Raw genomic sequence first — 20,216 nt, forward strand, 5'->3', positions numbered from 1 at the left:
CATTTTGAGGGAAACATGGCTGTTTTATCCTGCTTTAAGGCCTATGACATTCGGGGAAGATTGGGTGCAGAGCTCAATGAGGATATTGCTTATCGCATCGGCCGCGCCTACGGCGAGCTGCTCAAGCCGCGCAGTATGGTCATCGGCGGCGATGTGCGCTTGACCAGCGAGGGTCTAAAACAGGCCCTGGCGCGCGGATTGAACGATGCCGGCGCTGACGTCCTGGATATCGGCATGAGCGGTACGGAAGAGATTTATTTCGCCACCTCCCATTTGGGGGTGGACGGCGGGATTGAGGTGACGGCCAGCCATAATCCGATGGACTATAACGGCATGAAGCTGGTGCGCGAGCAGTCCCGTCCCATTAGCGGCGATACCGGCCTGCGCGACATCCAGCGTCTGGCCGAAGAGAGCGCGTTCGGGCCGGTGGCGCAGGTGCGCGGCAGCCTGTGCCGCGTCGATGTGCTGTCGGCCTATGTAGATCACCTGCTGGGGTTTATTGACCTCGCCCGGTTTCGTCGCCCGATGACGTTGGTCATTAACTCGGGCAATGGCGCCGCGGGGCATGTGGTGGACGCACTGGAGGCGCGGTTCCAGGCCGCGGGCGCGCCGGTGTCCTTTGTGAAACTGCATCACCAGCCGGACGGTCATTTTCCCAACGGCATTCCCAATCCGCTGCTGCCTGAATGCCGCCAGGATACCACCGACGCCGTGAACGCCGCTGGCGCCGATATGGGCATTGCTTTCGACGGCGATTTCGACCGTTGCTTTTTATTCGATGAGCAGGGGGGGTTTGTTGAAGGCTATTACATCGTCGGTCTGCTGGCGGAAGCCTTTTTACACAAGCATCCCGACAGCAAGATTATCCACGATCCCCGCCTGACCTGGAACACCGAGGATATCGTTACCCGCGCCGGCGGCACGCCGGTGATGTCGAAAACCGGCCATGCGTTTATTAAGGAACGCATGCGCGCGGAGAATGCGATTTACGGCGGGGAAATGAGCGCCCACCACTATTTCCGCGATTTCTTCTATTGCGACAGCGGGATGATCCCGTGGCTGCTGGTGGCGGAGCTGATGGCGGTGCGGGGGCAATCCCTGAGCCAACTGGTGGGCGAACGTATGCGCGCCTACCCGGCTTCGGGTGAAATCAATCGCCAGTTGGTCGATGTGCCGGCGGCGATTGCCGCGGTGCTGGATCATTACCGTGATGCGGCGCTGGCAATCGATCGCACCGATGGCATCAGCGTGGTGTTTGCCGATTGGCGTTTTAATCTGCGCAGTTCCAATACCGAACCGGTGGTACGGCTGAACGTCGAGTCGCGGGGCGACACTGCCCTGATGAAGGATAAAACCCGGGAAATTCTTGCCATACTGACTGGAACGCACTGATGCTCAATGCCCTATTCGGTAGCATTTCCCGCTACCGCGGCTTTATTATTGATAGTATCCGCCGGGATTTTCAGTCTCGCTATCAAAAAAGCAGCTTTCTCGGTGCGCTATGGCTGATTTTGCAGCCGGTGGCCATGATTTCGGTGTATACGCTGGTGTTTTCTTCACTGATGCGCGCGCGTATGCCCGATATGAATACCCCCTTCGCCTATAGTATTTACCTGTGCTCGGGCGTGCTGACCTGGGGATTGTTTACCGAGACGTTAAACGGCTTGGTGAATGTGTTTCTCAATAATGCCAACATACTTAAGAAACTCAATTTTCCACGTATTTGCCTGCCGATCATCGTGTCGGTATCGTCGTTAATCAATTTTTTGATTATCTTCGCCCTTTTCGTGCTGTTTATGGTTGTTTCCGGCACGTTTCCCGGCTGGATCTTCTTTGCCATTATCCCCGTGCTGTTGGTACAGATGATGTTCACCGTGGGTTTGGGAATTATATTAGGCGTGATGAATGTGTTTGTGCGCGACGTGGGGCAGTTTGTCGTCATTTTGCTACAGTTCTGGTTTTGGTTCACGCCCATCGTTTACGCCGCGCGTACGCTTCCCGAATGGGCCCGCGCCACGATACGCTTTAATCCGATGGCGACCCTGGTGGAGTCATATCAAAATGTCCTGCTCTATCATCATATGCCTGACTGGTTGGCGCTGGCGCCGGTTACGGCTGTCGCCCTGGTGTTGTTTGCCATCGGCTGGCGGATGTTTCAGCGACATGCGGCCGATATTGTGGATGAGATTTAATGACCCGTATTGAAGTCACTCAGGTCGGCAAGGCCTATAAATACTACGCCTCAAAATGGCATCGGTTAGTGGAAAAACTGGGGCCGCTTTCCGTCGAGCGCCATAGCAAAAAATGGGTGCTGAAAGATATCTCCTTTACCGTACAGGCCGGCGAGTCGGTAGGCATCGTCGGCGTTAATGGCGCCGGCAAAAGCACGTTGCTGAAGCTGCTTACCGGCACCACGAAACCCACTACCGGCAAAATTACCCTGCACGGGCGTGTCGCGGCGCTGCTGGAATTGGGGATGGGATTTCATCCCGATTTCTCCGGCTGGCAAAATGTCTATATGTCCGGTTTAATGATGGGCTATAGCCGTGAAATGATAACGAGCCTGATGGCGGATATCGAGAAATTCGCCGATATCGGCGACTATATCGATCGGCCGGTGCGCATCTACTCCAGCGGTATGCAGATGCGGCTGGCGTTCGCGGTAGCGACCGCGTCGCGGCAGGATATTCTTATTGTCGATGAGGCCCTGTCGGTCGGGGATTCTCGCTTCCAAGCCAAATGTTTTGCCCGGATCGCCGACTTTAAGCGTCAAGGCACCACGCTGTTGCTGGTTTCCCATAGCGCCGGCGATATCGTCAAGCATTGCGACCGCGCTATTTTTCTCAAAAATGGCGCCATCGAGCTTGACGGCTCAGCCCGTGATGTCACCAACCGCTATTTGGATGAGCTGTTTGGTAAACAAGCCGACGCAGCGGTGGAACCGGTGCCGGCGGACAGTCCGTTGGGATTGACGTTGACCGCCCAAGGCGATCTCTTCGCCAGCCGCCGCGGTTATCGCGCGGAAGAGTATCGCTGGGGGCAGGGCGGCGCGAAAATCATCGATTTCGATATTCAGGCGGGTGGCGAACATTACCCCGCCGCCATTGATAGCACTAGCCAGACGGACTTACATGTCAAAGTGTTGTTTGAGCGGGACTTTGACAGCGTAGTGCCGGGTATGCTGATAAAAAGTCTTGAAGGGCTATTCTTATACGGCACGAATTCATTTCTTTGCTCTCAGGGCCGAGAGCATATTTCGGTGAAAGCAGGGGAAGTCAGAGTGTTTACTTTTAGTTTCCTGATGAATCTCAATCAGGGCGACTATTTACTCTCTTGCGGGATCTCTGCCGGTAATCCTCTCGGCGAGATGGTGCCATTAGATCGGCGATATGACGCGATCATGTTGCACGTCAGCCGCAAGGTGGAATTCTGGGGTCTTATTGATCTGGCATCGACATTTAAAAGTCATTCATAAAAAGGCTATGTGAAAGCAATGAGTAAAAATGTGCAGCAGCTGGTGGTGGAACTGCCTGAGGTGTATCAGACCATTTATGGGCATCCGGAATGGGCGCAGGCGGCGTCGCGGGACTGCTATGATCGTATTGATACCCTTGGCGCCATCTATGATCAATTGGCCGCGAAGCTCGGCCGACCATTGCGGGTGCTGGATCTGGGCTGTGCCCAGGGCTTCTTTTGTTTGAGCCTGGCCGAGCGCGGCGCCACCGTCAAAGGCGTGGATTTCCAAGAGGAAAATATCGCGGTGTGCCGCGCGCTGGCCGATGAAAACCCACAATTGGACGCCTCTTTCGCCACCGGCCGCATTGAGGAGGTCATCAATGCGCTGGAGCCCGGTCAATATGATCTGGCTATCGGCCTGAGCGTGTTCCATCACATCGTTCATCTTCACGGCGTGGCGCGGACGCAGCGCTGGCTGGCCCGTCTCGCTTCCTGCACCGAAGCCATGATCCTGGAGCTGGCGCTACGCGGGGAACCGCTATATTGGGGACCTTCTCAGCCGGCGGACCCGCGCGAATTGCTGCGCGATTGCGCTTTCTTTCACGAAATCGCGCGTTTTAACACGCATCTCTCCGCTATTTATCGCCCGCTGTACGTGGTCAGTCAACATTGGCTGCTGCTAGAGGGACATTGTGAGGTCATCGAGCAGTGGCGTGATGCGCCTTATACCGAGGCACAGGAGGTCCACCACGGCAGCCGCCGCTACTATTTTGGCAAAAACTATTTCTGTAAGGTTATCAATTTCAACCTGGCTGACGGTAGCCTGCTGGAGGCGGAAAACCAACGCAATCAGGACGAACTGCGGCGCGAATGCGCCTTTCTTAGCGCACCGCCGTCGGGCTTCGTTGCGCCGGCTTTGCTCGGGCATGGCATAAGCGACAGCGAAGGATGGCTGATAACGGAACGGCTGGAGGGCGAATTACTGCGGGACCGGTTATTGCGCGAAGACGGGCTGGATAAGGCGCGTATCATCGGCGAGCTGCTGGAGCAACTGACGCTTTTGGAGCAGGCCGGTCTTTATCATGACGATTTGCGCAGTTGGAATGTCCTTATCAATCATAAAGACGAGGTGCGCCTCATCGATTACGGCTCGATTGGCGCCGAAAAAACCGATTGTGTCTGGCCATACGATCTTTTTCAGTCCTGGTTTATTTTTGTCAACGAACTGTTCAATCTGCCAGCGACAAAACTCGACCTGCTTCGCCCCTTTGCCCTTAGCCCGTTCAATGTGCCGGAACCCTTTCGCCACTGGCTGTTTGCCGCCTGGCGTCAGCCGGCGCAGACCTTAACCTTCGTCAAGCTACAGGCGCTATTTGCGCAGCGCGAACAGTTGCCGGCCTGTGCAGAGAACGAGACCGGCATGGAGCGCTGGGTGGCGGCTATGGAATCAGGTCTACAACAACTGCAACTGCATGTGCATCATCTGCCGGGTGACAGCGTGGCGCCGCCGCCAAGCAGCGATTTTGGCGCCCCTTTTGAAGACCTGTTACGCCGTACCGAGAGGCTCGAACAGCAAATGGCCGAGCAGCTTGAGCGCCAGCGGGACAGCGACGATCGGCTGGCGGCCGTTTTGAGCAGCCGATCTTGGCGTTTGATGCCCCCATATCGCTATGCGGGGTTGCAGTACCATTTGCTACGTCAGCACGGTGTCAAAGGCCGCGCCCGCCATGCCGCCAAACGGGCGTTACGAGCGGGTTATGCGCAGATTCACCGGCGTCCGGCACTGAAATCTTGGGTCATCAATACCCTCCATAAAAGCGGATACTACCCCCAGGCGCGGCAGCTTTTTCAGCGTTTATTTCCACTCTCTCATTCCGTAGAGGAAGGGATGCAGCAGGCAACACACGATGCCCAACGCGCGCGCTTATCGGCGCAATTGAACGAGATGGACAGCGTGCCCGAAGAGGTGCGAAATATTTATCAGCAGCTGAAAAAATAAAAGGTAACATCAGTGCACATTCTTATTGACGTCCAGGGTTTGCAGTCGGCAAGTAAATATCGCGGTATCGGCCGTAGCACGTTGGCGATGAGCCGAGCCATCATCCGCAATGCCGGCGAGCATCGGGTAAGTATTCTGCTCAATGGCATGTTCTCTCTGGATAATATCCGCGAAGTGCGTCAGGCATATCAAGATGTGCTGCCGGCCAGTGAAATTTATACCTTTGCCGCGCAGGGGCCGTTGGCGGCCTGCGATGCCGCCAACGCAGAACGCAACCGCGCCGCGCATATCAGCCGCGATGTCGCTATTGCCCATATCAATCCTGATGTCGTGTTCGTCATCAGTTTTTTTGAAGGGCATGTGGATGAATATATCGTATCGATCCCCGACTATCCGGTGACATGGCGCACGGTTTGCGTCTGCCACGATTTGATCCCGCTATTGAATCCAGAAACCTATCTGGCTGATATCAATTTCCGCCAATTCTATACCAACAAGCTGCATGAATATGAACGCGCCGACGCGATTTTCACCATTTCCGCCTCGGCGGCTGAGGAGGTGAAAGAATACACCGCTATCGATCTGTCGCGGGTAATCAATATCTCCTCCGCCGTAGAGCCGGAGTTTCGCGTGCTTTCGCTTACGCCAGAGCAAAAGCAGGTTTTTCGCCAGCGTTATCGCTTGCCGGACACATTTATGATGACGTTGGCCATGATCGAGCCGCGCAAAAACATTGAGGCGCTTATTGAAGCCTATAGTCAATTACCCGAACCGTTGCGCAATGACTGCCCATTGGTGCTGGCTTGTAAAATTCGTCCGGTCGAACTGGCTCAAATTCAACGGCTGTGCGCGAAATGTGGACTGACGTCCGAACAGGTGTTGTTTACCGGTTATGTGCCCGACAGTGATTTAATCACCCTGTACAACCTTTGTAAGCTGTTTATTTTCCCTTCACTCCATGAAGGTTTTGGTTTGCCGCCGCTGGAGGCGATGAGCTGCGGCGCGCCGACGCTTTCGTCGAATGCGACCAGCCTGCCGGAAGTGATTGGTTGGCCGGAGGCGATGTTTGACCCGACGAGTCTCCAAGCTATGCGCGATAGCATGCTACGTGCGCTTGAAGATGAGGATTTTTATCAGCGGTTGCAGGATCATGCCCTGACGCAGGCGGCAAAATTCTCCTGGGACCGCACCGCCCAACTGGCACTGGCGGGATTTGAACAGGTCATGACGCGCCAGGTACCGACGCCGGCGGCGGACGCCAGGCAATTCACTGCCGAAGCCATCCGCCGTTTAGCGGAAACGGTAACCCTGAACCCAGAGACCGACCGCTTGGGCGTAGCTTGGGCGCTGGCGCAGAATGCCTTCAGTGAGCAAACGCCACGGTTGTGGGTTGATGCCACCACGCTGATGACGCAGGGCGATACGGCGGCGACAGCCCAGACGCGCCGGCTGATATCGACATTGCTGGCGACAGAACCGTCGGATTACTCGGTACACGTCGTCTATTGCCTGCACAATAGCGGCTATCGTTATGCCGTGGTCAACCCGGACGGCGACCTTGCTCCCGCCCGTGCGCAAGATGTGCCGGTGATTTTCACCCAGCAGGATGTGCTGCTGGTGGCCGAACCACGGGACCCTGTGAGCGCCAGGCAGCAGGCGGAGCTGGATGCGCTCATTAGGGCAGGAACGCAAGTGGTGTTCTGGCTTCCCGATGACGCATTTGCCGCGGCGTGGCTTGCGGCCCCGCAAGAGGCATGTCCGCCGGAGGGGGCAGGGCTACGCGCGATGCTCCGCTATGCCGACACTATTTTTTGCCCTTCAGACGCTATTGCGGCGGAACTGGAGCGCCGCAGGGCGCAATGGGCGAACGAGATTGCCCTGAACGCGACGCTCAAGATTGACAGTCTGGAGGCTGACGCTATCCTCGCCGCCGGAGACGACATCCATCAGTTGATTGCTCGGTTACCGCTTGCTGCCCCGAGGAAATAAGTGCGGGCGCACGACGGCCGGCGCGGCGGGTAAAACGATTACTGGGTCAACGAAGCCAGCCCGGCGCCGATCGCTTTCAGGATTAGGATCTCACGCATGAAGATAATGTTTGCTACCGATGCGATAAAATATCCGTTAACCGGGATTGGCCGTTATGCATTGGGGCTTGTGCACCAGCTAGAGCGTATGCCGGAAGTGGAAGAACTGCGGTTTTTTAACCGACTGAAGGTTCAGACTTCCCTGCCGGACTACTTACCTGCGTTGGCTTCACCTTCCCGGCCTTGGCAACAATGGCTACAGCGGCGTAGCGCGTTGATAGAAATGTACCGGCTCGTGTTTCCGCTATGCCAAAGAGTGGGGTTGCGCAATTATCGCGATTACATTTACCACAGCCCGAACTATTATCTGCCGGTGGGCATGCCGCGTTCGCTTACCACTTTCCATGATATTTCCATTTTTACCTGTCCTGAATACCACCCGTCAGAACGGGTGCGGTATTTACGTAAAGCGATGCTATCCAGTCTGCGGCGCGCCAGCCGGGTGATTACCGTTTCCGACTTCTCCAAAAATGAACTGGCGGCGTATTTTAATTATCCGATCGAAAAAATTGATGTTACGCCCTTGGCCTGCGGCACGTCGTTTTATCCTCGCGTCGAGGATGCGGTGGCGCCGCTCTTGTCGCGGTTGGGAATAGGATATCGTGGGTATACTTTATTTACCGGCACCATTGAACCACGCAAAAATTTATCGGTGCTGCTCAATGCCTATGAGCAGCTTCCGCTAACGCTGCGGCAGCGTTTTCCGCTGGTGATAAGCGGTTATAAAGGCTGGGGTAGCGGCGCTCTACATCAGCGCTTTGAACGCGGCAGCCGCGAAGGTTGGGTTAACTATCTGGGTTATGTGGCGCAAGAGGAACTGCCGATTTTATTTGCCGCCGCCCGCTTATTTGTGTTTCCCTCATTATATGAAGGATTCGGCTTACCGGTATTGGAGGCCATGGCGTCGGGCGTGCCGGTGGTCTGCTCCAACGTCGCATCGCTGCCGGAGGTGGCGAATGATGCGGCGTTGACCTGTGATCCTCGGGATGTCGACGCCTTAAGCGCGGGGATCGCGCGGGGGTTGCAAGACGAGGCGTGGCGTGCTGAGGCCGTGAACGCCGGTCTGGCGCGCGCGCAAATGTTCTCCTGGCAGCGCTGCGCTCAGGATACGATTAAAACTTATTTTAAGGTTTAATGTGGTCTATGCTGAAAGTCTTACATTTTTATAAAACCTACTATCCCGACTCTTACGGCGGCATTGAGCAGGTGATTTTTCAGCTGTGCGAAGGCGCCCCCGCGTACGGTATCGATTCCACCGTGCTGGCGTTGAGCCCGCGCGGTCACTGTGAACCCAAGCCGCTGGGGCAGCATCATACCGCCTACAGCGCCGTCAATTTTGAATTTGCCTCGACGCCGTTTTCATTTGGTGCTATCGCGCGTTTTCGCCAGCTGGCGGCCGAATCCGATGTGGTCCATTTCCATTTTCCCTATCCTTTCATGGATATGGTGCATTTTTTGGCGGCGAATAATAAACCGACCGTGGTCACCTACCATTCGGATATAGTGAAACAAAAATTCATCCTGCAGATGTATACCCCCCTGATGCGCCATTTTCTCGGCGATGTCGATCGTATCGTCGCCTCGTCGCCGAATTATGTCGCCACCAGCCCCATTTTGCAGCGCTACCTGGCCAAAGTGTCGGTGATCCCGTTTGGTCTCGATCGCGCATCCTATCCGCCGGCAGACAAGGCGCGCGAGGCGCAGTGGCGCAACCGGTTCGGTGAGCGTTTTTTTCTGTTCATCGGCGCGTTTCGCTACTACAAAGGATTGCATACGCTGATCGAAGCGGCGCGCAGCGCGCCTTATCCTATTGTATTGATTGGCGTGGGGCCGATGGAGGCCGAGTTGAAAAAACGCAGCGCCGAATTGGGGCTGAATAATATCCATTTTCTCGGCGCCTTACCGGACGTGGACAAAGCCGCGTTGCTGGAGAGTTGTTATAGCGTGGTATTCCCGTCCCATTTACGGTCCGAGGCGTTTGGCATTACGCTCTTGGAGGGGGCGATGTACGGTAAGCCGCTCATCAGCTGTGAAATCGGCACCGGCACCACCTATGTCAATATTCATCGGCAAACCGGCCTGGTGGTGTCGCCGGCGGAGCTGGCCGATGCCATGCGTCAGCTTTGGCAAAATCCCGCCCAGGCGCGGCGCTATGGCGAACAGGCGCTCGAGCGTTTCAACGCCTTATTTACTTCAACGCGGATGGTCAGTAGCTATGCTGATATCTACCGCGAGCTGGTGGGCCACGACAAAGGATAGCGTTCCTATCGCACCAATCACTACCCGCGAGACACTTGCTTAGGTTAACATATAATATACATATAGACCTGTCCGCCGCGCGGCGGCGGCAGAGGATCATCCTTACTACAGGAGTTGCTTAATGTCCACACAACAGATAGGTGTCGTCGGTATGGCGGTCATGGGGCGCAACCTGGCGCTTAACATTGAAAGCCGCGGTTACAGCGTATCCATTTTCAACCGGTCGCGCGAAAAGACCGATGAAGTGATCGCTGAAAACCCGGGGAAAAAGCTGGTGCCCTATTATAGCGTAGAGGAATTTGTCAATTCGCTTGAGAAACCGCGACGTATTCTGTTGATGGTCAAAGCCGGGGAAGGCACCGATAAAACCATCGAGTCGCTAAAACCGTTTTTGGAAAAAGGCGACATCCTCATCGATGGCGGCAACACCTTCTATAAAGACACCATCCGCCGCAACCGCGAGCTGTCGGAGGAAGGGTTCAACTTTATCGGCACCGGCGTTTCCGGCGGTGAAGAGGGCGCGCTGAAAGGGCCGTCGATTATGCCGGGCGGACAGAAACACGCCTATGAGCTGGTGGCCCCCATTCTAGAGAAAATCGCCGCGTGCGCCGATGGCGAAGCCTGTGTGACCTATATCGGTCCCGATGGCGCCGGCCATTATGTCAAAATGGTGCATAACGGTATCGAATACGGCGACATGCAGCTGATTGCTGAAGCCTATGCGCTGCTGAAGAATGCGCTGGGTTTGAACAATGAGCAACTGGCCAGCACCTTTAGCGAATGGAACAAAGGCGAGCTGAGCAGCTACTTGATTAATATCACAAAAGATATCTTCACCAAAAAGGATGAGCAGGGCCAATTCCTGGTGGACGTCATTCTCGATGAGGCGGCTAACAAAGGCACCGGCAAATGGACCAGCCAGAGCTCGCTGGATTTAGGCGAGCCGCTGAGTCTGATTACCGAATCGGTGTTTGCCCGCTATTTGTCATCCCTGAAGCAGCAGCGCGTGGCGGCGTCCAAGGTGCTTACCGGTCCGCAAACTGAATCGTTCAGTGGTGATAAAACGGACTTTATCGAGAAAGTGCGCCGTGCGCTCTATTTAGGCAAAATAGTTTCCTATGCGCAGGGTTTTTCCCAGTTGAAAGCCGCCTCGGATGAAAATCAGTGGGATCTGAATTACGGCGAAATCGCGAAGATTTTCCGCGCCGGCTGCATTATCCGGGCGCAGTTCTTGCAAAAAATTACCGATGCCTATGCTCAGGATCCGGCGATCGCTAACCTGTTGCTGGCGCCGTACTTTAAGAAGATTGCCGATGACTATCAACAGGCGCTGCGCGATGTTGTGGCCTATGCGGTTCAGCACGGCATTCCGACGCCGACCTTCTCCGCCGCTATCGCTTACTATGATAGCTATCGTTCCGCCGTGCTGCCGGCCAACCTGATCCAGGCCCAGCGCGACTATTTTGGCGCCCATACCTACAAGCGTATCGATAAGGAAGGGGTGTTTCATACGGAATGGCTGGAATAAGGGCAACCTGCGCCACGCAGGCATGATAAGCGACTAACGAACGAAGCCAGGGCCGGGGATAATCCCTTGCCTGGTGGCATCTTGAACAGTGACACCGGCCGGTTATTCCGGCCGGTTTTTTTTGCCGCGGCGGCCGCGAAGGTGAATTGAAACGAGTCAATTAAGGTGAAACCGTGATATTTAAGGTCAACAGCCCTGGCTATACTGGCCGCCTTGGCCTGGAAAGGCCTTTAACAGAAAGGAATCATGCATGCTTAGCTCGTTTTTAACTTACCGCGGCGGCGCTCGGCATCACTCCGCACCCAGTGGCAGTGGGCCGGCAGAGCGTGGCGGTGGGGACGCCGTTATCACCGCGCACGCTGGAGAAAAAAAACCGCATATCAGTACGCTACGGGCTTTATCGTTCATGCTCACCGGCCATATCTGGCGCGTTGAACAGGGCAGCGCGGCGGGCGCTAGCGCGGGCGGTCACTTTCAGCGTGTAGCAGAGGGGCGAGCGGCGAGCGAGGCGCCGCTCGCTGAACGCGGTGGCCAGGCAGAAAGGGCGGCGGTTCGGCCATGGCCGCCGCAGGGGGAACGATCCGCTGACGCGCCTGCGCTGCCGGACAGGCGCATGGCTGACGGGGTTAGGCGGCGCCACCGGCTTATCCGGCAGGCCGACGCAGACGCCGTGCCAAAGGGCCCTGCGCCCGCATCGGTTAGCGCGTGTTGCGCGAAGAGCGGCGACATAGCCGGCCGTGGCACCACCAACGCACTGCTGGCAAAGGTGGCGTCCGTAGCGGGCCGCTCGGCCTCTCTGCCGATCCAGGGGACCTTCTGCGGTGACCGCGCGGCCACTGCCTCGGCCGGGGGGCGGTGTTGGCGGAGCGCGAGATTTCTCTGCTGGCCCACGGCGACGCTTTGTCGGGTCACCCCATGCCGTCGTCGAGCAACGCCGCTTTCCTCACCCGCACGGTAAGGTTTTCACCCGCCGTTAGCGGCGGGATCTCCCCGCCGACGATGGTTTGGTCGTTTTCCAGCGTGTGGTGGCTCTCAGCCGCGCTTCAGAACGGCCGATTTGTAGCGATGCAAAATATTTTGGACTAATTTGCAAGCAATTCTGGACTCCTTTAAACCCTAAAAAGTGGCCATTTTGGACAGTCCAGAATTGTTTGCAAAAAGGAAATCAGGCGAAATTGCGAATGATCAACTCGCGTCTGCTATGAGGGTTGTTGCCTAATGAGTATTTTAGGTCAACAACGTCGATATGAAGGTTTTTGAAGATGCTCCTCATTTCTGGGATATCATTAACTGAAATAACCATTCTTCCTGCTATCGAATGAGCCAGGCTATCAATGATGCTGTATTGCTCCAGGCCAAACGCCACGCCATAGCCTTGAGTCTTCCAATAAGGTGGATCAAGGTAGAACAATGTATGTGGCCTATCATATTTTTCAATACAAGCCTGCCACCCAAGATGCTCTATGGTTGCCTGAGATAAACGCAGATGAGCCTGTGATAGCTGTTCTTCGATTCTTAGGAGGTTCAATGCCTGTGATCGCACAGCGGAAGTACCAAAGTTCTGCCCGCTCACTTTGCCACCAAATGTGAGTTGCTGAAGATAGTAAAACTGGGCGGCTCGCTGTATATCGGTCAGCGTTTGTGGTGGTGTTTCTTTTAGCCAATCAAACAGCCGCCTACTGCTTAAAGCCCACTTAAACTGACGTATAAATTCCTCCAAATGGTACTTAACCACCCGATAGAGGTTTATCAAATCGCCATTGATATCGTTCAGCACTTCGACTGTGGATGGTTCCTTGCTGAAAAACAGCGCCGCTCCCCCACAGAATGGTTCAACGTAGCATTTGTGCTCAGGAAAGTACGATAGAAGACGTTTAGCCAGCCGCCGCTTTCCTCCCACCCAAGGTACGATTGGCGTACTCATTAATGCAATCCTCATGCGTTACTATAATTTCCACCGATCAATAATCAGCAATTGATCGTCAAGATAATTATTATTGTAGTTGTAACTCGTAAATACTGACTGAGGCGTAGTGGCTGTAAGTAATAACACGGAAAGAGAAATATTTTAATTTAAAATCAAAAAGTTAACCTGTAATGGCTAAAGAGGTAATCCAGCATTGATTAATCTATCGGCATAAATCTTAAGCTGGTAGTTCCCATAAACGAGTGTATTTAACAATGATGCAAAATACGTTAGGGTAAGGCTGCAGATGATCTGCAATGAACCGATTTTTATTGTAATTAATTGAAATATATATGATTTTAATGAAATACCGCGATGATATCGATGGCCTAAGGGCAATAGCCATCATTTTTGTGCTGGCTTTTTATGGTGGATTGACGGTTTTTCCATCAGGTTTTATCGGTGTGGATGGCTTTGTTGAATAAATCGAACTTTTAGGTGACTGGCGGCTCTGATCACTACATTCGTTTCAACATCAGGTCCCCATGGCAAAGCAAAAGTTTAAAATCACCAACTGGCCCGCATATAACAATGCGCTCAGGCAGCGGGGGGACCTGACAGTATGGCTTGATGAGTCAGCCATTGCTGCATGGACTGAGAGTACACCACCTGAACATCGTGGCCGGCCGCTTCACTACACCGATATGGCCATTACCACGGTTCTGATGATAAAGCGCGTGTTTAACCTTTCGCTCCAGGCGTTACAGGGTTTCGTTGACTCGATTTTTAAACTGATGGGGCTGTCGCTGCGCTGCCCAGATTACTCTCTGGTCAGCCGGCGAGCAAAAACCGTCGACATCAGCATAAAAACGCCAACCCGCGGCGAAATCTCACACCTGGTCATCGATGGCACCGGCCTGAAAGTCTTCGGCGAAGGCGAATGGAAAGTCAGGCAGCATGGGGCTGAGAGGCGCAGAGTATGGCGCAAGCTTCATCTGGCAGTAGATAGCGTGACACATGAAATTATCTGTGCCGATTTATCGCTAAGCGGTACGACAGATGCGCAGGCGCTGCCCGGGCTGATTAACCAAACCCACCGGAAAATCAGGGAAGCGTCGGCTGACAGTGCTTACGATACGCGTTACTGTCATGATGCTCTGCTGAGGAAAAAAATAAAGCCGCTTATCCCACCGCGAAGTGGTGCGCAATATTGGCCAGCTCGATACCATGAGCGTAACCATGCGGTGGCAAATCCAGCATCTGAGCGGCAATATGCTGGTTCCGGTCACATCCGATCACTGATTCCGATTTCACCCGATCACTAATTCTGATTTCATCCGATCACTGATTCCGGTCGCCCGATCAGCGATTCCGATTCTGTCCGATCGCTCATCTTCTGTTCCGCCATACTCTGGAGACTTTTAGCTTCCGGGGGCATGGCATGGCACGTAAAAAAAAGAAAGCGAGAACGGAAATGTGCATCTATATTAATGTATTACGTATGAAATTCGAGCAGCGTCGCTCGGCATAGGCTGTACTACCGTGCACGATATCCTCGGCCGATTCACGGTAGCTAACCTGGTCTGGCCATTGCCGGCGGAACTGTCCCCCGTCGACCTCGACCGCCTGCTCTATCCCGGCAAATCCGGAAAAGTTATCAATACCTTACCCAGCTGGCTTGATATCGATACCGAGTTAAGCCGCAAGGGCATGACCAAGCAGCTGCTCTGGATGGAATATCAGTCCGCCGTGGGCGGTGATGCCCTCGGTTACTCACAGTTTTGTGCACTGTTCCGTGACTGGAAAAAGAAGCAGCGGCGTTCTATGCGCATGGAGCACAAGGCTGGCGAAAAGCTCTTCATCGACTTCTGTGGCCCCACCGTACCTATCGTCAACCCTGCGACCAGTAGCGTACGCCAGGTCGCTATCTTCGTCGCTGCCATGGGCGTGTCAGGCTATGCGTATATCGAAGCCTGCGAAGGCCAGGACATGGCATCGTGGCTCAACGCCAATAGCCGCTGTCTGCACTTCATGGGTGGGGTTCCGGAGCTGATGATACCTGATAATCTGCGCAGCGCTGTCAGCACCCCTGACCGCTATGAGTCGGTCATAAACCAGAGCTACCAGGCGCTGGCAAATCACTATGAGACAGTGGTGCTACCGGCGCGCCCGAGAAAACCGAAAGACAAGGCGAAGGCAGAATCAACTGTGCAGCTGGTAGAACGCTGGGTTTTGGCCCGGTTGCGTAAACGTAGGTTCTACTCGCTGGCCGAACTCAACCAGGTGATACGAGAACTCAATCATGAGTTGAATCTGCGCCCGATGCGTCATTACGGCGGACAAAGTCGCCTTGAACGCTTCGAGCAGCTGGACAAACCGGCTCTTGGGCCTCTACCGCCCACACAATGGGAATACAGTGAGTATCTCGTTGCCCGAGTGGGACCTGATTACCACATAGACTACGGCAAAAACTGGTACTCGGTGCCGCATCCGCTGGTTGGCGAGCGCGTTGACGTCATCGCCACCCAACGGCTGGTGCAAATCCACCATAAGGGCGTCTGCGTGGCTACGCACCCTCGCAGCGATAACGCCTATAGGCACACGACTCAGGCGGCGCACATGCCGGCTAACCATAAGGGGCAGAGTCAGTGGACGCCGGAAAGGCTGTGCAGTTGGGCGCTGTCGGTGGGTGTGTGCACACTGAAAGTGGTCGAGTCCATCCAAAAGAGCAAAGCCCATCCGGAGCAGGCTTACCGCTCCGTGCTGGGGCTACTCAATCTGCAACGGCGCTATGAGACGACGCGACTGAAGAAGGCCTGCGCGCTGGCGTTGGAGAAAGGGTGCATTAACCGCTCTTTCATAGCCAACGTATTGAAACACGGTCGTGAAAGTGAGGTCACCCAGGACGGAGCCGGCGTATCAATGCTGGTTCACGAAAACCTCCGAGGTCCGGACAGTTATCACTAAGGAGAATAAATATGGATACACTGTTAATGGCTCTGCGAGAGCTGAAGTTGTCGGCAATGGTCCAGGCGTTGGAGACGCAACGCGAACTCCCGGGGAGTTATGGGGAGCTGGGGTTCGAGGAGCGGTTGTCGCTGATGGTAGAATCGGAAAATTTACATAGAAAAAACAACCACATATGCCGTATTCGACGGCAATCGCAAATGCGCTTGCAGACAAAACCGGAAGATATCCGCTATATCCCTAGCCGAGGAGTGACACCGGAACAGATGCGAGATCTGCTAGGGGGACAATATCTGAAATATCAGAAAAGCATACTCATCACGGGGCCGACAGGTACGGGCAAAACCTGGCTCAGTTGTGCGCTTAGTGAGCAGGCATGCCGGCAGCAATATAGCGTGCGTTACTGGCGAGTGGGTCGGTTGCTGGCCCATCTTCACCAGTGTCAGGTAGACGGGACCTATCTAAAACAGCTTAAGCAGTTAGAAAAAATAGAGTTACTGATCTTGGACGATGTGGGCCTAGAATCAATAAGTCCGATGCAGGCAACGATGCTGTTGGAGGTGATGGAAGATCGCTACGACAAAAGCAGCAGCATCCTGATCAGTCAACTGCCGGTGAAAAAATGGTATGGACTGATAGAAAACCCCACGACAGCTGACGCGTTACTCGATCGGTCAGTACACCCCAGCTATAGACTGGAACTTAAAGGCGAATCACTACGCAAAGAGCAAGGAGTAGCCAGCACAGGAAAAATAGACTAAACCCGAGTCAGAAGATGAGCGAACACGTGATCGAATATCACTGGAATGGGTGATCGGAAAATATCGGAATAACTGATCGGATGTCGCCGGAACAGCTGATCGGATACGTCGGAATCTGCACAATAACGATACCTGGAAAAAGAAAGTAGACCCTGTACACGATTCTGTGTAAATGCCTTTTCTCAGAAGTGACCGTCCAGGCGGTCACCGAACTCGATAATAAAGCGGCTCATTGCCATGCGCCAGTCCCTCAAAGGCATTGTCCATTTCTGTGAGGCCGCCTGTATCGCCAGCCACACCACCTTTTTCACTGTGTCGTCGGTCGGGAACACCTTGCGCTTTTTGATGGCATGCCGGATCACGCTGTTTAACGACTCGATAGCGTTGGTCGTGTAGATCACCTTGCGGATGTCCGTTGGGTAGGCAAAGAACGTGGCCAGATTGGCCCAGTTTGCCTGCCAGCTTCGACTTATTTGCGGGTAGCGGATGTCCCAGGCACTGGAGAACGCTTCCAGCGCCTGCAAGCCGGCTTCTTCCGTAGGGGCCTGATAGATAAGCTTTCAGGTCGCGGGTGACGGCCTTGTAGTCCTTCCAGGAGACGAACCGCAGGCTGTTACGCACCATATGCACGATACACAGCTGAAGCCGCGCCTCCGGATACACCGAGTTAATAACGTCAGGGAAACCTTTCAGCCCGTCTACGCAGGCGATAAGGATATCGTTCAGGCCGCGGTTTTTCAGCTCTGTCAGCACGTTCAGCCAGAACTTTGCGCCTTCATTTTCGGCCAGCCACATACCTAGCAACTCTTTCTGGCCTTCGATGTTGATGCCCAGCGCCAGGAACACAGATTTGTTGATGATGCGGCTGTCCTGCCGGACTTTTAGAACGATACAGTCAAGATAAACAATGGGATAGACTGCATCCAGGGGCCGGTTTTGCCATTCGACAACCTGCTCCATGACCGCATCGGTGACCTTTGAGACCAGCGCCGGCGAGACATCGGCGTCATACAGCTCTTTGAACGCGGCGGCGATCTCGCGGGTGGTCATCCCTTTAGCGTACAACGATAAAATCTGGTTATCCATCCCGGTAATCCGGGTCTGGTTCTTCTTCACCAGTTGCGGTTCAAAGGAACCGTCACGATCGCGCGGAGTACGCAGCGCCAGCGGGCCATCGCCAGTGGTAACGGTTTTTGTGGAATAGCCGTTGCGGGCGTTGGTCCCCGGTTTAGGCTGATTTTTATCGTAGCCGAGGTGATGGGTCATTTCGGCATTGAGAGCTGCTTCGACGCTGATTTTTTTCAGCAGCCGATCGAAGTAACTGAGATCTTCAGGGGTTTTGAGATTTTTGGCCAGTTCGTTAGCCAGAGCCTGCAACTGTTTTTCGTCCATAAATTAACCTGTTTTTGATGTTGGATTGAACATATCAAAATCAGGCAAATACACAAATTTCTAAACAGGCTCACCAGCAACATGGCGCCGATTTTTGATTGCAGCGCGTCGGCGTTGAGCGGGCCTTCCGGTTTGGCGGCGACCAGCAACACGTCGGCCAATTCACATAGCGGACTGTGCAGCGTATTGCTCAGCACGATCACTTTTGCCCGGTGCTCACGGGCGAGCTCTACCGCCGATAAAACATCGCGGGTAGATCCTGAACTGGAGATGGCAATGACCGCGTCTTCCGCGCCCAGGCTGACGGCGTTCATTGCTGCGCTGTGCATGTCATCAAAGGCATGGGCGGACTTACCCAGCCGCAGCAATTTATACTGCAGATAATTACCGATAATCGCACTGGCCGCCACGCCATAAATCTGCAGCGAACACAGAGTGTGCAGCATAACGGCGCCGTCCGCCAGCGCCTGGCGGTTAACCAATTTACCGGTATCCTGTAACGCGTTAGCGGCCTCAACGATTAATCCCTGCACGTCATCTGTTGCCGCCGACGCCGGCTCATCTTGCTGACTTGCTTCCAGGGCCAGCGCCATTTTAAATTCGGCAAACCCCTTACAGCCCAACATGCGGCATAGACGCGTCACGCTCGCCTCGCTGGTTCCGCTTTGCTCTGCCAGCTCGGTAATGGTGAGTAGAGCACCCGTTGGGTATGCTCGAGCACGAACACGCCGAGCTTTTGCAGCGTCGGGCTGAAACTTTCCAAGCTATGCCGCAGGTAAAGCAGCAGATTCACCGGCGCCGAATGTTTATTCACAGCAGACTCCTTGTTGTAGGGGCTTTGTTGAATAAATCGAACTTTTAGGTGACTGGCGGCTCTGATCACTACATTCGTTTCAACATCAGGTCCCCATGGCAAAGCAAAAGTTTAAAATCACCAACTGGCCCGCATATAACAATGCGCTCAGGCAGCGGGGGGACCTGACAGTATGGCTTGATGAGTCAGCCATTGCTGCATGGACTGAGAGTACACCACCTGAACATCGTGGCCGGCCGCTTCACTACACCGATATGGCCATTACCACGGTTCTGATGATAAAGCGCGTGTTTAACCTTTCGCTCCGGGCGTTACAGGGTTTCGTTGACTCGATTTTTAAACTGATGGGGCTGTCGCTGCGCTGCCCAGATTACTCTCTGGTCAGCCGGCGAGCAAAAACCGTCGACATCAGCATAAAAACGCCAACCCGCGGCGAAATCTCACACCTGGTCATCGATGGCACCGGCCTGAAAATCTTCGGCGAAGGCGAATGGAAAGTCAGGCAGCATGGGGCTGAGAGGCGCAGAGTATGGCGCAAGCTTCATCTGGCAGTAGATAGCGCGACACATGAAATTATCTGTGCCGATTTATCGCTAAGCGGTACGACAGATGCGCAGGCGCTGCCCGGGCTGATTAACCAAACCCACCGGAAAATCAGGGAAGCGTCGGCTGACAGTGCTTACGATACGCGTTACTGTCATGATGCTCTGCTGAGGAAAAAAATAAAGCCGCTTATCCCACCGCGAAGTGGTGCGCAATATTGGCCAGCTCGATACCATGAGCGTAACCATGCGGTGGCAAATCAGCATCTGAGCGGCAATAACGATACCTGGAAAAAGAAAGTAGGTTATCACCGGCGTTCACTGGCTGAAACGGCCATGTTCCGGTTTAAAATACTTCTGGGTGGTCATCTGAGTCTGCATGACTATGACGCGCAGGTAGGTGAGGCTATGGCAATGGTCAAAGCGCTTAACCGGATCACGTTGTTAGGAATGCCAAACAGCGTCCGCATCATGTAACAATCGCCCTGATAAGGAGGAAGTCGTC

13 protein-coding genes and 4 pseudogenes are annotated in these 20,216 nt (G+C 54.4%); 14 read left to right on the forward strand and 3 right to left on the reverse strand.

Annotated features, from left to right (window positions below):
* Nucleotides 1–15 precede the first annotated feature (15 nt).
* The 9 genes from cpsG to SOPEG_RS27410 all read left to right on the forward strand — a co-directional run bounded on the left by cpsG (nt 16) and on the right by SOPEG_RS27410 (nt 12,415).
* Entirely contained in the window at nt 16–1,392 is a 1,377-nt protein-coding gene (gene cpsG / locus SOPEG_RS10455) for a phosphomannomutase CpsG (protein ID WP_025245291.1), read from the forward strand.
* Entirely contained in the window at nt 1,392–2,192 is an 801-nt protein-coding gene (locus SOPEG_RS10460; RefSeq protein ID WP_025245292.1) for an ABC transporter permease, read from the forward strand. Before cpsG ends, SOPEG_RS10460 begins: the two co-directional genes overlap by 1 nt.
* A complete protein-coding gene (locus tag SOPEG_RS10465; RefSeq protein WP_025245293.1) occupies nt 2,192–3,475 on the forward strand; it encodes an ABC transporter ATP-binding protein in 1,284 nt (427 codons plus the stop codon). The genes SOPEG_RS10460 and SOPEG_RS10465 overlap by 1 nt, the downstream gene beginning before the upstream one ends.
* A gap of 18 nt (nt 3,476–3,493) precedes the next feature.
* Nucleotides 3,494–5,455 (forward strand): methyltransferase domain-containing protein, encoded by a 1,962-nt coding sequence (locus tag SOPEG_RS10470; RefSeq protein WP_025245294.1) that lies wholly within the window; start codon nt 3,494–3,496, stop codon nt 5,453–5,455.
* A gap of 87 nt (nt 5,456–5,542) precedes the next feature.
* Nucleotides 5,543–7,444 carry a glycosyltransferase family 4 protein gene (locus tag SOPEG_RS10475; RefSeq protein WP_158382378.1) on the forward strand — a complete coding sequence of 634 codons (1,902 nt, stop codon included), beginning with the start codon at nt 5,543–5,545 and terminating at the stop codon, nt 7,442–7,444.
* A gap of 96 nt (nt 7,445–7,540) precedes the next feature.
* Nucleotides 7,541–8,677, forward strand: a complete 1,137-nt coding sequence (locus tag SOPEG_RS10480) for a glycosyltransferase family 4 protein (protein ID WP_025245296.1) — start codon at nt 7,541–7,543, stop codon at nt 8,675–8,677.
* A gap of 8 nt (nt 8,678–8,685) precedes the next feature.
* On the forward strand, nt 8,686–9,801 hold the full coding sequence (locus SOPEG_RS10485; protein WP_025245297.1) for a glycosyltransferase family 4 protein: 1,116 nt from the start codon (nt 8,686–8,688) through the stop codon (nt 9,799–9,801).
* A 121-nt stretch (nt 9,802–9,922) separates the two neighbouring features.
* Nucleotides 9,923–11,329, forward strand: a complete 1,407-nt coding sequence (gene gndA / locus SOPEG_RS10490) for an NADP-dependent phosphogluconate dehydrogenase (RefSeq protein ID WP_025245298.1) — start codon at nt 9,923–9,925, stop codon at nt 11,327–11,329.
* 858 nt (nt 11,330–12,187) lie between these two features.
* Nucleotides 12,188–12,415 (forward strand): hypothetical protein, encoded by a 228-nt coding sequence (locus tag SOPEG_RS27410; RefSeq protein WP_148297054.1) that lies wholly within the window; start codon nt 12,188–12,190, stop codon nt 12,413–12,415.
* Between the two features lie 79 nt (nt 12,416–12,494).
* On the opposite strand, the gene SOPEG_RS10495 is transcribed toward SOPEG_RS27410, so the two are convergent.
* Entirely contained in the window at nt 12,495–13,253 is a 759-nt protein-coding gene (locus SOPEG_RS10495; protein WP_038468601.1) for a DNA adenine methylase, read from the reverse strand.
* 344 nt (nt 13,254–13,597) lie between these two features.
* Here SOPEG_RS10495 and SOPEG_RS30380 point away from each other — a divergent pair, with 344 nt between their 5' ends.
* From SOPEG_RS30380 to istB, 4 genes and pseudogenes are all read left to right on the forward strand, one after another.
* Nucleotides 13,598–13,720, forward strand: a complete 123-nt coding sequence (locus tag SOPEG_RS30380) for a hypothetical protein (RefSeq protein ID WP_257720373.1) — start codon at nt 13,598–13,600, stop codon at nt 13,718–13,720.
* 60 nt (nt 13,721–13,780) lie between these two features.
* A pseudogene (locus SOPEG_RS10500) lies at nt 13,781–14,504 on the forward strand (IS5 family transposase); the annotation flags it as partial.
* A gap of 172 nt (nt 14,505–14,676) precedes the next feature.
* Nucleotides 14,677–16,202, forward strand: a pseudogene (gene istA, locus SOPEG_RS10505) (IS21 family transposase).
* A gap of 11 nt (nt 16,203–16,213) precedes the next feature.
* The gene (gene istB / locus SOPEG_RS10510; RefSeq protein ID WP_025245302.1) at nt 16,214–16,963 is read left to right on the forward strand and encodes an IS21-like element ISSoEn3 family helper ATPase IstB; all 750 of its coding nucleotides are present in this window, start codon (nt 16,214–16,216) and stop codon (nt 16,961–16,963) included.
* Nucleotides 16,964–17,145: 182 nt separating this feature from the next.
* Here the strand turns inward: istB and SOPEG_RS10515 are convergent.
* A pseudogene (locus SOPEG_RS10515) lies at nt 17,146–18,355 on the reverse strand (IS256-like element ISSoEn2 family transposase).
* A pseudogene (locus SOPEG_RS10520) lies at nt 18,265–19,169 on the reverse strand (MurR/RpiR family transcriptional regulator). Before SOPEG_RS10520 ends, SOPEG_RS10515 begins: the two co-directional pseudogenes overlap by 91 nt.
* Before the next feature lie 95 nt (nt 19,170–19,264).
* Between SOPEG_RS10520 and SOPEG_RS10525 the strand changes: the two are divergent.
* A complete protein-coding gene (locus SOPEG_RS10525) occupies nt 19,265–20,188 on the forward strand; it encodes an IS5-like element ISSoEn1 family transposase (RefSeq protein WP_025243834.1) in 924 nt (307 codons plus the stop codon).
* Nucleotides 20,189–20,216: the final 28 nt, after the last annotated feature.

The organism is Candidatus Sodalis pierantonius str. SOPE (genome assembly GCF_000517405.1).
Lineage (GTDB): Bacteria > Pseudomonadota > Gammaproteobacteria > Enterobacterales > Enterobacteriaceae > Sodalis_C > Sodalis_C pierantonii.

What these genes read in the sequence shown, in the direction of transcription:
- SOPEG_RS10465 (WP_025245293.1), top strand. Translation starts at nt 2,192, where the DNA reads ATGACCCGTATTGAAGTCACTCAGGTCGGCAAGGCCTATAAATACTAC.
- SOPEG_RS30380 (WP_257720373.1), top strand. Translation starts at nt 13,598, where the DNA reads ATGAAATACCGCGATGATATCGATGGCCTAAGGGCAATAGCCATCATT.
- SOPEG_RS10525 (WP_025243834.1), top strand. Translation starts at nt 19,265, where the DNA reads ATGGCAAAGCAAAAGTTTAAAATCACCAACTGGCCCGCATATAACAAT.
- istB (WP_025245302.1), top strand. Translation starts at nt 16,214, where the DNA reads ATGGATACACTGTTAATGGCTCTGCGAGAGCTGAAGTTGTCGGCAATG.
- SOPEG_RS10470 (WP_025245294.1), top strand. Translation starts at nt 3,494, where the DNA reads ATGAGTAAAAATGTGCAGCAGCTGGTGGTGGAACTGCCTGAGGTGTAT.
- SOPEG_RS10485 (WP_025245297.1), top strand. Translation starts at nt 8,686, where the DNA reads ATGCTGAAAGTCTTACATTTTTATAAAACCTACTATCCCGACTCTTAC.
- SOPEG_RS10475 (WP_158382378.1), top strand. Translation starts at nt 5,543, where the DNA reads ATGAGCCGAGCCATCATCCGCAATGCCGGCGAGCATCGGGTAAGTATT.
- SOPEG_RS10480 (WP_025245296.1), top strand. Translation starts at nt 7,541, where the DNA reads ATGAAGATAATGTTTGCTACCGATGCGATAAAATATCCGTTAACCGGG.
- SOPEG_RS10460 (WP_025245292.1), top strand. Translation starts at nt 1,392, where the DNA reads ATGCTCAATGCCCTATTCGGTAGCATTTCCCGCTACCGCGGCTTTATT.
- SOPEG_RS10495 (WP_038468601.1), bottom strand. Translation starts at nt 13,253, where the DNA reads ATGAGTACGCCAATCGTACCTTGGGTGGGAGGAAAGCGGCGGCTGGCT.
- cpsG (WP_025245291.1), top strand. Translation starts at nt 16, where the DNA reads ATGGCTGTTTTATCCTGCTTTAAGGCCTATGACATTCGGGGAAGATTG.
- gndA (WP_025245298.1), top strand. Translation starts at nt 9,923, where the DNA reads ATGTCCACACAACAGATAGGTGTCGTCGGTATGGCGGTCATGGGGCGC.